This is a genomic window from Mesorhizobium sp. M6A.T.Ce.TU.016.01.1.1, assembly GCF_003997065.1.
Classification (GTDB): domain Bacteria; phylum Pseudomonadota; class Alphaproteobacteria; order Rhizobiales; family Rhizobiaceae; genus Mesorhizobium; species Mesorhizobium mediterraneum.
The window spans coordinates 388,856-401,022 of the sequence record NZ_RZTJ01000001.1; the positions used below are offsets into that span (position 1 = coordinate 388,856).

Consider the following 12,167-nt stretch of genomic DNA (forward strand, 5'->3'; position numbering starts at 1 on the left):
TTTCGCGAAAATCGCCGGGACCTTAACCCGCAACAACGACGATGCAAGACCTGCAATGGTGCTACGCGGAAAATATGACCTAGGCCCGTGTCGGGAGCAGTCAGCCCTCGTCGGTTGCCTTTTCCACCATCGGCTGTGGAGCCGGTTCCGCGTCCGCCAGCGCCTCGGCACTCTGCTTTTTGACCCGCTTGCGCCAATTGCGCGCAAAGGCAACGATGCGGTCAGCGATTTCCCCGGCACTCAGGAACACCGGCACCCGTGCCACCGGCGCGGTCGGCTCGAGGGAAAGACCGAGGCCGGTGATCTTGCCTTTGTCGTCGACGTCGCGGACGATCAGCTCGATCGGGCCAATCAGCACGCGGTCGGCATATTCGGCATGGCCGCCGAGCCGCTCCGTCACCAGGTCGCCGACAGTCAGCTTGCGTTCCTCCTCGGTCAGGCCCGGCGCGTAGGCCGCTTCCAGTTCCGCGGCGGAGCGCGCCGGATCGACGGCGAAGGCGCCGAAGAAGTCCGCATCCTCGGGATCGACCACGGCGCGGCTGGCGAACAGCTTGTCGAGCAGGGCTGGATAGCGATCCGGCACGAAGATGTAGACATGGTCGCCGGCGGCGAGCCTGCCCATGTCCTGGAAGCGCATCGAGCGCCCGTCGCGCAGCACAAGCGACGGCCGCGCCCAGCGCGGAATGCGCTCACCGCGCGCCACTGGGCTGCCAGGTGCTACGCGATAGGCGAGAAGCTCGTGATGGGCGGAGCCGGGCAATTCGAGCTCGACCTTGTCCAGTGGCCCCAGGCGGGCCGGCACGATCAGGCCGAGGCGGCGCGCCAGCGGTCCGACAGTCCATCCCTGGATGACCAGCGACACCAGCACGACGATGAAGGCGGTGTTGAAGATGAGGCGGCCGTTCTCAAGGCCGCCAAGCAGCGGCGTGATGGCGAGCAGGATCGACACCGCGCCACGCAGGCCCACCCATGAGATGAAGGCGACTTCCGGGCGCGGCAGACGGAACGGCATCAGGCAAAGCCAGACGGCGATTGGCCGCGCCACGAAGATCAGGAACAGGCCTAGCAGCACCGCCGGCAGCAGGATCGCCGGAAATTGCGAGGGCGTCGCGAACAGGCCGAGGATCAGGAACATGATGATCTGTGCCAGCCACGACATGCCGTCCTGGAAGCGCTTGAGGATGGTGACGGCGCGGATGTCGGAATTGCCGGCAATGAGGCCGGCGAGATAGACCGCCAGAAAGCCGGAGCCGCCAATGGCGCCCGCGGCGGCGAACACCATCAGCGACAGTGTCAGCACGAAGATCGGCAGCAGCCCGTGGTCGAGATTGAGCCGGTCGACGAGGCGCACGATGGCAAGGCCGCCGAAAATGCCGACGATAGCGCCAAGCCCCATGTTGAGAAGGAAACCGAGGACGAGGTCGGTAGCCAGCACCCCGGCCTCGAGATTGGCGTTGACGGCGATGATTTCGACCAGGGTGATGGTCAGGAAGATGGCGATCGGGTCATTGGTGCCGGATTCCACCTCGAGCGTGGAACGCACGCGCTCGCGCAAATTGATCTCGCCGGCGCGCAACAGGAAGAACACCGCTGCTGCGTCGGTCGAGGCAACTGCGGCACCGAGCAGGAAGGATTCCAGCCAGCTGAGATCGAGCAGGTAGTAGGCGACGACGCCGAACAGGCCAGTGGTCACAAGGACGCCGATCGTTGCCAGCGACAGCGCCGGTCCGGCCGCCTGCCGCAAGACATTGAGCGGCGTGCCGAAACCAGAATCGAACAGGATCACCGCCAGCGCCAGTGAGCCGGCAAAATAAGCCAGCCGCGCATTGTCGAACTGGATGCCGAGGCCGTCGGTGCCCGTGGCCAAGCCGATGCAGAGGAACAACAGCAAGAGAGGAGCGCCGAAGCGGAAGGCGATCAGGCTCGAAAACGCGGCTGCAACGACAAGTGCGGTGCCAACCAGCGTCACGAGATAGATCGCATGCTCCATCCGAAAACCGCCCCCTCAATTTCGTGTACCTCTCGCTTTACGGGAGAGTGAGGCGAAGACATGACCGGTGCAAGGCGGGAGGGTGGTTTTTTGCCCTATCCCGCCCAACTTCGTCATCCTAGGGCGAAGCAGCCGCGAAGCGGCGTCGCGCAGACCCTGGGATCCATGCCGTGACATCAGCCGGAATGCGGCGGAACAGAATTCTGCACGGCCGCAACGCTCCAACGGCACGGCATGGATCCTGGGGTCTGCGCCGCGTCGCTTCGCTCCTTGCTCCGCCCCAGGATGACGAAGCGCGATGGCCGTCAGGCCAATCTCCAAGACGTGCGATCTGCCGACACAAGAACGCGGCGCTCCAATGAAAAACGCCCGGAGAGAGCCGGGCGTTTCCAAGTCGCGAGAAGATGGTCCTGTGATCAGGCGATGGTCTTGCCGAATGCAACGGCTGTGTCGGCCATGCGGTTGGAAAAACCCCATTCATTGTCATACCAGGACAGCACCGAAACGAAGTTGCCGTCCATGACCTTGGTCTGGTCGAGCGCCATGATCGAGGAATGCGGATCGTGGTTGAAGTCGATCGACACGTTCGGGTGATGGGTGACGGCGAGAATGCCCTTCAGCTTGCCCTTGGAGGCGGCGATCACCGCCTCGTTGATCTCCTGCACGGTCGTTGGCCGCTTGGCGATGAACTTGAAATCGACAACCGAGACGTTCGGGGTTGGCACGCGAATGGAGATGCCGTCGAGCTTGCCCTTGAGGTCGGGCAGCACGAGGCCGATCGCCTTGGCCGCACCGGTCGAGGTCGGGATCTGCGACAGGGCCGCGGCGCGGGCGCGGTAGAGATCCTTATGCATGGTGTCCAGCGTCGGCTGGTCGCCGGTGTAGGAGTGGATCGTCGTCATCATGCCCTTCTCGATGCCGACGGCCTCATGCAGCACGGCTGCCAACGGCGCCAGGCAGTTGGTGGTGCAGGAGGCGTTGGAGATGACGATGTGGTCCTTGGTCAGCTTGTCATGGTTGATGCCATAGACGACGGTGAGGTCGGCGCCTTCCGCAGGCGCCGAGACCAGGACCCGCTTGGCGCCGGCGGTCAAATGCGCCGCTGCCTTGTCGCGGGCGGTGAAGATGCCGGTGCATTCGAGCGCAATGTCGATGCCGAGCTCCCTCCAAGGCAGCTGCGTCGGATCTTTGATCGCGGTGACCTTGAACTTCTCCGTGCCAACAGTGATCTGGTCCCCGTCAACCGTCACTTCGTGCGGGAAGCGGCCGTGCACGCTGTCGAAGCGCAGCAGATGCGCATTGGTCTCGACCGGGCCGAGGTCGTTGACGGCAACCACATCGATGTCCTTGCGGCCGGATTCGTGGATGGCGCGCAGGATGTTGCGGCCGATGCGGCCGAATCCGTTGATGGCAACTCTGACGGTCATTTTTTTCTCCCTGGGAGTTGGAGGCCGAAGATCAAGTCCGCAGCTTCATAACGGCGGGCTGCCAAAGAATCCAGCCGTCGATGGGTTGGATTTAAGTCCACCAAACTGAGGCTGCCCGCAAAACCGCTACGCGCGTTTTCGCGGGCGCCAAGCTTTATTCGCCGTGCAGGCGGGCTTCCGCCGCCTTCACCGTCGCTTCGGCGGTGATGCCGAAATGCGGATAGAGCTGTTCGATCGTGCCAGAGGCGCCGAAGCCGGTCATGCCGATGAAGATGCCGTCGGTGCCGATGAAATGATCCCAGCCCTGGCGGATGCCGGCTTCGATGGCGATCTTGATCGGCGCGTTGCCGATCGTCTTCTTGCGATAGTCGGCGCTCTGCTTGTCGAACAATTCGAAGCAGGGGACCGAGACGACGCGGGTCGGATGGCCGTGCTTTTCCAGCGCCTCGCGCGCCGCCAGCGCGATTTCGACCTCGGAGCCCGAAGAGAAGATCGTCACCGCCGCATCGCCATTGGCGGCGGCCAGCTCATAGGCGCCCTGGCGGCTGAGGTTTTCCGCAACGAAGTCGTTGCGCACCGTCGGCAGGTTCTGCCGGGTCAGCGCCAACGTTGAAGGCGTCTTTTCCTGCTCAATGGCCAATTGCCAGCATTCGGCGGTCTCGACCGCGTCGGCTGGGCGGAAGACATTGTGGTTCGGAATGGCGCGCAGTGCGGCCAGATGCTCGACCGGTTGATGGGTCGGGCCGTCTTCGCCGAGACCGATGGAATCATGGGTCATGACGAAGATCGAGCGGATGCCCATCAGCGACGCAAGCCGCATCGCAGGACGGGCGTAGTCGGAAAAGCACATGAAGGTGCCGCCATAGGCGATGAGGCCGCCATGCAGCGTCAGTCCGTTGAGCGCGGCCGCCATGCCGTGCTCGCGAATGCCGTAGTGGACGTAGCGCTGGCCGTAATCGTCTGATGTGATGTTTTTGGTCTGACTGGTCTTGGTGTTGTTGGAGCCAGTCAGGTCGGCCGAGCCGCCGATGGTTTCCGGCACCGCGCCGTTGATGATCTCGAGCGCCATTTCCGACGATTTGCGGGTGGCGACCTTTGGCTTGTCCGTGGCGAGCTTCTTCTTGTAGTCGGTGATGACGGCGTCGAAATTCGCCGGCAGCGTGCCGCTGATGCGGCGCTCGAATTCGCTGCGCAAATTGGCATCGGCTTTGGCGAGGCGGCCTTCCCAGTCGGTGCGTGCCTTGACACCCGTCTTGCCGGCGTCGCGCCAGGCATCGAGGATGTCGGCAGGGACATCGAACGGCGCCGAATCCCAGCCGAAGAATTTCCTCGCCCCGGCGATTTCATCAGCGCCGAGCGGCGAACCGTGCGCCTTGTTGGTGCCGGCCTTGGTCGGCGCGCCGAAGCCGATCGTGGTCTTGCAGGCGATCATCGTCGGCTTGTCGGAATGGCGGGCCGCCTCGATGGCATAGGCGATCGCTTCTGGATCCTGGCCGTCGATGTGGCTGGCGTTCCAGCCGGACGCCTGGAAGCGGGCGACCTGATCGGTGTTGTCGGCCAGCGACACCGGGCCATCGATCGAGATGTTGTTGTTGTCCCAAAAGACGATCAGCTTGTTCAGCTTGAGATGTCCGGCAAGTGCGATGGCCTCCTGCGAAACGCCTTCCATCAGGCAGCCGTCGCCGGCCAGCACATAGGTGTAATGGTCGACAAGGTCATTGCCGAAGGCGGCATTCATGATGCGCTCGCCGAGTGCGAAGCCGACCGAATTGGCAAGCCCCTGGCCGAGCGGGCCGGTCGTCGTCTCGATGCCGGCGGCATGGCCGTATTCGGGATGGCCTGCCGTCCTCGATCCCAACTGGCGGAAATGCTTGATCTGGTCGAGGGTGATGTCCTCGTTGCCGGTCAGGTAGAGCAGTGAATAGAGCAGCATCGATCCATGACCGGCCGACAGGATAAAACGGTCGCGGTCGGCCCAGTGTGGAGCCTTGGCGTCGAATTTCAGGAAACGCGTGAACAGCACCGTGGCAATGTCGGCGCAGCCCATGGGCAGGCCGGGATGGCCGGATTGGGCCTTCTCGACAGCGTCCATGGAAAGAAAACGGATTGCATTGGCCATCCGGTCATGTTGTTCACGCGAGGTCATGCTTCCTCCAGTGTGGGGGTTTGGGGCCTTGGGAGAGCCCTGGAAAGGGGTGCGCGACACATAGCAGGCGCGGCTTTTTAGTCAATAAACCGGCGCGCTTTTGCCGGTCTTGTGATGGCGCCAGAAGGGTCTTGGAGGCCCTACATTAGCGTTAGCAGGGGACAGTCGCGAGACCTTTATTGACGTCGGCTTCACACGGCGCGTAATGTTTCAGACATAACGCGTTCTGAACGTGGATGATTCGGTGATGGGCAGGGCGCAGGACGAAAGCCATGACCGGGGAAACGACACTCAAGGAAGTCATCGCGAGGCTGGGTAAGGCCATCGAGGGGCTGGAAAATGCCGTCGCGGCCAAGCTCGAGCACGAGCGCGACTATACGGAAGCCGAGGCGGAGGTGCAGCGCATGAACGCCGACCGCTCGCGGCTGGCGCAGGAACTCGACAATTCCGAAGCGCGCGCCGAACGACTGGAAGACGCCAACAAGGAAGTGTCGCGTCGGCTGGTGACCGCCATGGAAACCATCCGCGCCGTGTTGGACAGATAGGGGCTGGCCCAATGGCACAAGTCACGGTTTCCATCGACGGCAAGCAGTATCGCATGGCTTGCGACGAGGGCCAGGAAGAGCATCTGATCGACCTTGCCGAGCGCTTCGACCGCTATGTCTCGCATCTGAAGGATTCTTTCGGCGAGATCGGCGACCAGCGGCTGACCGTGATGGCCGGCATCATGGTTATGGACGAGCTTTCGGAACTGCAAAAACGCGTCAAGGGCATGGAAAGCGAAGTGCTGACGCTGCGCAAGACGCGTGACGACGCGCTGACCAAGGCCGATAAGAACGATTCCGTGCTGACCAATGCGCTTGGCGCGCTAGCCCAGCGCATGGAAGATCTGGCCACGACGCTGGCGGTGAACAAGGCCTGAGCCAGCGCAGCGGAAATTGCTGCTGCATTGCCGAGGAGCAATGAAAATTTTTCGCCGCCGGCCGCAATGCCGGTGGCAACAGGCGTTTGAAGGATGACACCGGAGTGGTAGAAAGGCAAAGCAGCGCCGGCGGTGCCGGCTGCAATCTGCGATTCTGCAATCACAGGGTAGGGACACGTCATGAGCCTTCGTATCAACGATATCGCGCCGGATTTCACGGCCGAAACCACGCAAGGGACGATCAGCTTCCACGAATGGATCGGTGACGGCTGGGCGGTGCTCTTCAGCCATCCGAAGAATTTCACGCCGGTCTGCACGACCGAGCTCGGCACGATGGCCGGGCTGGAAGGCGAGTTCAAGAAGCGCAACGTCAAGATCATCGGCATTTCCGTCGATCCGGTCGAAAACCACGCCAAATGGCAGGACGACATCAAGACGGCGACCGGCCATTCGGTGAACTATCCGCTGATCGGCGACAGGGATCTCAAGGTCGCCAAGCTTTACGAGATGCTGCCGGCCGGTGCCGGCGAAACCTCGGAAGGGCGCACGCCCGCCGACAATGCCACGGTGCGCTCGGTCTATGTCATCGGCCCCGACAAGAAGATCAAGCTGGTGCTCACCTACCCGATGACCACCGGCCGCAACTTCGATGAGATCCTGCGCGCCATCGATTCCATGCAGCTGACCGCCAAGCACCAGGTGGCGACGCCGGCGAACTGGAAGCAGGGCGAGGACGTCATCATCACCGCCGCCGTTTCCAACGAGGATGCGATCAAGCGTTTCGGCGCCTACGAGACGATCCTGCCGTATCTCCGGAAGACCAAGCAGCCCGCTGCCTGAGCAGGGCAGAGGCGGCACAGGAGATTTTTCGGTTTTCTCGCCTGCACGAGCATGCGGTGCTTGACGGCGTGGCGCTGGCGAATGACCATGCTTTTCTTTTGCCCCGGCAGGGAAAACCATTCCTGCCGGGTAGGAGTTGAGGGAGCCGGGATTGGACGCGACATCGGCCAAGCTGCAGGTGGCAGGCTTTTACGACAAGCCGAGCGGGTCCATCCAGTATGTCGTCGCCGACCCGCAGACGCGACGATGCGCAATCATCGATCCGGTCCTGGATTTCGACGAGAAGTCCGGCGCCACGGCGACGAAGAATGCCGACGCCCTGCTCGACTTCATTAGAGATCAACGGCTGGTCGTCGAATGGATCCTCGACACCCACCCGCATGCCGACCATTTCTCGGCGGCGCACTATCTCAGCGCGAAGACCGGAGCGCCGACGGCGATTGGCGAGAAGATCATCGACGTCCAGAAATTGTGGAAGGTGATCTACAACTGGCCGGATTTTCCTGCCGACGGATTCCAGTGGAACAGGCTGTTTGCGGATGGCGAGACCTTTTCGGTCGGCGGCATTCCGGCAAAGGTGCTTTTTTCGCCGGGCCACACGCTGGCATCGATCACCTATGTGATCGGCGACGCCGCTTTCATCCACGATACGCTGTTCATGCCGGACAGCGGCACGGCGAGAGCGGACTTTCCCGGCGGCAGTGCCGCGCGACTCTGGCGCTCGATCCAGGACATCCTCGCGCTACCGGACCAGACACGTCTTTTCGTCGGTCATGACTACCAGGCGGAAGGGCGCGAACCCCTGTGGGAGAGCACGGTCGCGGAACAGAAATCCAAGAACACCCATGTTGCCGCCTGCAGGACAGAGGCCGATTTCGTGGCGTTGCGCGAGGCGCGCGACATGACGCTGCCGATGCCCAGGCTGATCCTGCATGCGCTGCAGGTCAACATGAATGGTGGACGCTTGCCGGAACCGGAATCCAACGGCCGCCGGTATTTGAAATTTCCGCTCGACTGCTTGTGATGAGAGGCGGCGCAGACGCCAGCTAGTCTAGCTTCAGGGTTTTGTTCGGCGGGCTAAATGTTCATACGTGATTTTCCAAGGGTCGCTCTCGGAAGATCTTTCCTCGCCGATCCAATGGAAGCTGTTGGCAGTGATCTCTATGAAACGCCATCGAGTTTTCAGACCGCGCGAGTCATTGCCGAGCTGGACAATGTCCTTACCTTCGGCCCGCCCGATCTGGCGCGAGTGATCTCGGTTGAGCGGGTCGTTCCATATGATATGCCAGCCATAGATCCCAGGATCGAAGATGCGCAAAGTCGTGCCATACATCGTGGACGGCGCAGGGCGCTTGGGCCTGATCCAAACGTCCTGAATCGCGCGGCCTTCAAGCACCCAGCCAAAATGACATTCTCCATTCCATTTCTGGATTGTGCCGTCGTCGAGGTAGTGGACCGTGTCCATTTCCCAGCTTCCAATCAGCCATCCATACAGGGCCATGTCTTTCGCTCGGTCGGCTGGGGGACCTTCGGCTCCGAGAGCGGTGAGAAACTGAGAAATCGTCATCGTCATATTGCCTTTGGTCTCACAACTTGCAGCGTTGCGGTTTCCAGGGCTTGGGGAAAATTGCTATATTGCCGCTATGAATGCGATCGTTTGCGAATGCGATGGCGAGTTGCCGGGCCGGCCAGGCTGATCACACCGATGATTGAGCGATTTATGGCGACGGATCGGCGTTCGCGAAGGCGCGGCTCCCGGCAGTCGGAGGACCCATAAAAAAACGGCGGCGCCAGTTACCTGACGCCGCCGTTATTTGTTTTCGTCGGAAGCTTTACGCCGCCGGCTGCGCCTCGATGGTGCGCAGGGCCTGCATCTGGCGCTTGGCTGCGGCCTTGACCGCGTCCTGCACCTTTTCGAAGGCGCGCACCTCGATCTGGCGCACGCGCTCGCGGCTGATGTCGAACTCGGCCGACAGCTCTTCCAGCGTCAGCGGCTCCTCGGCCAAGCGGCGCGCCTCGAAGATGCGCCGCTCGCGCTCGTTGAGCACGGCAAGAGCGCCGGACAGCATGCCGCGCCGGTTTTCCAGCTCGTCCTGCTCGATCAGCGCCTCTTCCTGGCTTTCGTGGTCGTCGACCAGCCAGTCCTGCCATTCACCCGATTCACCTTCGCTCGCCCGGATCGGTGCGTTGAGCGAGGCATCGCCCGACAGGCGGCGGTTCATCGACACCACCTCCGCTTCGGACACGTTGAGGCGGGTGGCGATCTCGGTGATCTGGTCGGGCTTCAAATCGCCGTCGTCGAGCGCCTGGATCTTGCCCTTCACCTTGCGCAGGTTGAAGAACAGGCGCTTCTGATTGGCGGTCGTTCCCATCTTGACCAGGCTCCACGAGCGCAGGATGTATTCCTGGATCGAGGCCTTGATCCACCACATGGCGTAGGTGGCGAGCCGGAAGCCGCGCTCCGGTTCGAATTTCTTGACGGCCTGCATCAGGCCGACATTGCCTTCCGAGATCACCTCGCCGATCGGCAGCCCGTAGCCGCGATAGCCCATGGCGATCTTGGCGACGAGCCGAAGGTGGCTGGTGACGAGCTTGTGCGCAGCCGTGGTATCCTCATGCTCAGCGTAACGCTTGGCGAGCATGTACTCTTCCTGCGGCTGAAGCATCGGAAAGCGACGGATTTCTTCCAGGTAGCGGCTGAGGCCGCCTTCGCCGGAAACGATACTGGGTAATGACTGGGCCATGATAGCGCCCCTCTCTCTTGGAGTGGTGCCCCCGAAACGCGGCGGGCATATGTCGCGAACGCCAAAAGGCTCGTTCGCGACGACGGATGTATATAGGAACAAAACCAGAAAGGACAGCTTTGGTTCAACACGAAACAGTGTGTCACGCCAAAGTGAACAACGCCGGTCAGGTTTTTGCCGATCAGGTTTTGAATGATGGATGGCGGTTCAGAGTTTGCGAAAGCCGTCGACGAGTGCCTCCATATCCCTCGGTACCGGCGCCTCGAACCTCATCGTCAGATGGGTAGTCGGATGCCGAAATTCAAGGAGGCGGGCATGCAATGCCTGTCGCGGAAATGCCTTCACCCAGCCTTTCAGCGGCTCGGGCAGCCGGTTCGCCTTGGTGCGAAAGGCTTGGCCGTAATCGGGATCGCCGACGACCGGATGACCGATATGGGCCATGTGGACACGGATCTGATGGGTGCGACCGGTCTCGAGCCGGCATTCGACCAGGCTTGCCGTGGCAAATTCCTTTTGCTGCTCGCCAAAGCGCTCGATCACGGTGAAATGGGTGATTGCGTGGCGGGCATCGTCGCGGCCCTCCGGCACCACGGCACGGCGCACGCGGTCGGCGGCGCGGCCAAGCGGCTCGTTGACCGTGCCTGTCGGTCTCATCGGTATGCCCCAGACCAGCGCCAGATAGGCGCGCTTGAGATCGCCGGTCAGGCCATGGTCGGCAAAGGCCTCCGACAGTGACTTGTGGGCGCGGTCGGTCTTGGCCACGACCATGACACCGCTGGTCTCTTTGTCCAGGCGGTGGACGATGCCCGGCCGCCGCACACCGCCGATGCCGGAAAGACTGTCGCCGCAATGGTGGATCAGCGCGTTGACCAGCGTGCCGGTCCAGTTGCCGGCGCCGGGATGGACGACCAGCCCCGGCGGCTTGTTGATGACGATCAATTCGTTGTCTTCGTAGAGAACGTCGAGCGGGATGTTCTCGCCTTGCGGCTCCGCCGGCTCCGGCTCCGGCATGTCGACCGACACGCGGTCACCGGCCGCCATCTTGCGCTTCGTCTCGTTGACCGGCTGGCCGCCAACCTTGACCGCGCCCTGCCTGATCAGCATCTGTACCCGGCTGCGCGACATGTCCGGACCGAGCTTGCCCGCCAGCCATTGGTCGAGGCGCTGGCCGGCCGCATCGGGACCCGCTTCCAGCACGGTCGATCCCCCGTTTGGCGATCCGCCCTCCATCAATCCGTCCTCTATCAATATGGGGGCCTCTTCGTTATGAGCGCTCATCGAAAATCATTCCGGAATGTTTTGCCATGGCTGTTGCCGATGAAGACGAGGAAAAGCCGCTCGACCCCGAAGTCGAAAAGGTGCGCAAGAAGCTCGTCCGCTTCGTCGCCATCAATCTCGGCCTACTGTTCCTCGCCCTTATGGTGGTGATTGCAGCCCTTGTCTACAAAACGCGCACCGCGCCGCCGGCCAGCCCGCCGCTGGCCGGCGATATCCAGGTGCCATCAGGCGAGCCGCTGACCGGCGACATCGTGCTGCCGGTCGGCGCCAAGGTCATCAGCCAGTCGCTCTCCGGCAATCGCATCTCCATCGATGCGGAACTTGCCGACGGCAGCCGCGCCATTTTTGTCTACGACATTACTGAGCGCCGCATCATCGGTCGCTTTTCGATCCGCAACAAATGACTGGTTTCGCCGAAAATCGCCGCGTCGCCACGGTCGCACTCGTGGTCAGAAACTATGACGAGGCGATCGCCTGGTATGTCGGCAAGCTGGACTTTGTACTCACCGAAGACGTTGATCTTGGCGGCGGCAAGCGCTGGGTCACGGTGGCGCCGGCAGACCGACACGGCGCGCGGCTGCTTCTGGCAGAAGCGTCGGGCGACTTGCAAGCAAGCTGCATCGGCAACCAGACCGGCGGCCGGGTCTTTCTGTTCCTCGAAACCGACGACTTTGCCCGCGACCACGCGCTGATGCTCGAAAAGGGCGTCGAATTCCGTGAGGCGCCCCGACACGAGGCCTATGGCACTGTAGCGGTTTTCGCCGATCTCCACGGAAATCTCTGGGACTTGATCCAGCCAAAACGGTAAGCCTGCAACGGA

12 protein-coding genes are annotated in these 12,167 nt (G+C 62.2%); 6 read left to right on the forward strand and 6 right to left on the reverse strand.

Annotated elements, in window-relative coordinates:
* Positions 1–100 precede the first annotated feature (100 nt).
* The 3 genes from EOC94_RS02025 to tkt form a co-directional block, all read right to left on the reverse strand.
* The gene (locus EOC94_RS02025) at positions 101–1,990 is read right to left on the reverse strand and encodes a potassium/proton antiporter (protein WP_095487249.1); all 1,890 of its coding nucleotides are present in this window, start codon (positions 1,988–1,990) and stop codon (positions 101–103) included.
* Positions 1,991–2,406: 416 nt separating this feature from the next.
* Positions 2,407–3,417: a type I glyceraldehyde-3-phosphate dehydrogenase gene (gene gap / locus EOC94_RS02035; RefSeq protein ID WP_095487247.1), complete on the reverse strand. Its 1,011-nt coding sequence runs from the start codon at positions 3,415–3,417 to the stop codon at positions 2,407–2,409.
* Between the two features lie 154 nt (positions 3,418–3,571).
* A complete protein-coding gene (gene tkt, locus EOC94_RS02040) occupies positions 3,572–5,563 on the reverse strand; it encodes a transketolase (RefSeq protein ID WP_127288425.1) in 1,992 nt (663 codons plus the stop codon).
* Positions 5,564–5,835: 272 nt separating this feature from the next.
* Between tkt and EOC94_RS02045 the strand changes: the two genes are divergently transcribed.
* The 4 genes from EOC94_RS02045 (at position 5,836) to EOC94_RS02060 (ending at position 8,349) form a co-directional block, all read left to right on the forward strand.
* Complete coding sequence (locus tag EOC94_RS02045; RefSeq protein WP_023797069.1) at positions 5,836–6,108, forward strand: DUF4164 domain-containing protein; 273 nt, start codon at positions 5,836–5,838, stop codon at positions 6,106–6,108.
* 11 nt (positions 6,109–6,119) lie between these two features.
* A complete protein-coding gene (locus EOC94_RS02050) occupies positions 6,120–6,485 on the forward strand; it encodes a cell division protein ZapA (protein WP_095487243.1) in 366 nt (121 codons plus the stop codon).
* 180 nt (positions 6,486–6,665) lie between these two features.
* Positions 6,666–7,325: a peroxiredoxin gene (locus tag EOC94_RS02055; RefSeq protein WP_095487241.1), complete on the forward strand. Its 660-nt coding sequence runs from the start codon at positions 6,666–6,668 to the stop codon at positions 7,323–7,325.
* Between the two features lie 151 nt (positions 7,326–7,476).
* Positions 7,477–8,349, forward strand: a complete 873-nt coding sequence (locus EOC94_RS02060) for an MBL fold metallo-hydrolase (RefSeq protein ID WP_127288426.1) — start codon at positions 7,477–7,479, stop codon at positions 8,347–8,349.
* Between the two features lie 33 nt (positions 8,350–8,382).
* Here EOC94_RS02060 and EOC94_RS02065 read toward each other — a convergent pair whose 3' ends face one another.
* The 3 genes from EOC94_RS02065 to EOC94_RS02075 all read right to left on the reverse strand — a co-directional run bounded on the left by EOC94_RS02065 (position 8,383) and on the right by EOC94_RS02075 (position 11,347).
* A complete protein-coding gene (locus EOC94_RS02065; protein WP_127288427.1) occupies positions 8,383–8,892 on the reverse strand; it encodes a hypothetical protein in 510 nt (169 codons plus the stop codon).
* A 265-nt stretch (positions 8,893–9,157) separates the two neighbouring features.
* Positions 9,158–10,069, reverse strand: coding sequence for an RNA polymerase sigma factor RpoH (gene rpoH, locus EOC94_RS02070; protein WP_029348727.1), 912 nt, complete (start codon positions 10,067–10,069; stop codon positions 9,158–9,160).
* A 207-nt stretch (positions 10,070–10,276) separates the two neighbouring features.
* Positions 10,277–11,347, reverse strand: coding sequence for an RluA family pseudouridine synthase (locus EOC94_RS02075; RefSeq protein WP_127288428.1), 1,071 nt, complete (start codon positions 11,345–11,347; stop codon positions 10,277–10,279).
* A 26-nt stretch (positions 11,348–11,373) separates the two neighbouring features.
* Between EOC94_RS02075 and EOC94_RS02080 the strand changes: the two genes are divergently transcribed.
* Both EOC94_RS02080 and EOC94_RS02085 read left to right on the forward strand, forming a co-directional pair.
* Entirely contained in the window at positions 11,374–11,751 is a 378-nt protein-coding gene (locus EOC94_RS02080; protein WP_127288429.1) for a fimbrial protein, read from the forward strand.
* Positions 11,748–12,155 carry a VOC family protein gene (locus EOC94_RS02085; RefSeq protein WP_127288430.1) on the forward strand — a complete coding sequence of 136 codons (408 nt, stop codon included), beginning with the start codon at positions 11,748–11,750 and terminating at the stop codon, positions 12,153–12,155. The genes EOC94_RS02080 and EOC94_RS02085 overlap by 4 nt, the downstream gene beginning before the upstream one ends.
* Positions 12,156–12,167 lie beyond the last annotated feature (12 nt).

What these genes read in the sequence shown, in the direction of transcription:
- EOC94_RS02025 (WP_095487249.1), bottom strand. Translation starts at nt 1,990, where the DNA reads ATGGAGCATGCGATCTATCTCGTGACGCTGGTTGGCACCGCACTTGTC.
- rpoH (WP_029348727.1), bottom strand. Translation starts at nt 10,069, where the DNA reads ATGGCCCAGTCATTACCCAGTATCGTTTCCGGCGAAGGCGGCCTCAGC.
- EOC94_RS02050 (WP_095487243.1), top strand. Translation starts at nt 6,120, where the DNA reads ATGGCACAAGTCACGGTTTCCATCGACGGCAAGCAGTATCGCATGGCT.
- EOC94_RS02045 (WP_023797069.1), top strand. Translation starts at nt 5,836, where the DNA reads ATGACCGGGGAAACGACACTCAAGGAAGTCATCGCGAGGCTGGGTAAG.
- EOC94_RS02080 (WP_127288429.1), top strand. Translation starts at nt 11,374, where the DNA reads ATGGCTGTTGCCGATGAAGACGAGGAAAAGCCGCTCGACCCCGAAGTC.
- EOC94_RS02085 (WP_127288430.1), top strand. Translation starts at nt 11,748, where the DNA reads ATGACTGGTTTCGCCGAAAATCGCCGCGTCGCCACGGTCGCACTCGTG.
- EOC94_RS02065 (WP_127288427.1), bottom strand. Translation starts at nt 8,892, where the DNA reads ATGACGATTTCTCAGTTTCTCACCGCTCTCGGAGCCGAAGGTCCCCCA.
- gap (WP_095487247.1), bottom strand. Translation starts at nt 3,417, where the DNA reads ATGACCGTCAGAGTTGCCATCAACGGATTCGGCCGCATCGGCCGCAAC.
- EOC94_RS02055 (WP_095487241.1), top strand. Translation starts at nt 6,666, where the DNA reads ATGAGCCTTCGTATCAACGATATCGCGCCGGATTTCACGGCCGAAACC.
- EOC94_RS02075 (WP_127288428.1), bottom strand. Translation starts at nt 11,347, where the DNA reads ATGAGCGCTCATAACGAAGAGGCCCCCATATTGATAGAGGACGGATTG.
- tkt (WP_127288425.1), bottom strand. Translation starts at nt 5,563, where the DNA reads ATGACCTCGCGTGAACAACATGACCGGATGGCCAATGCAATCCGTTTT.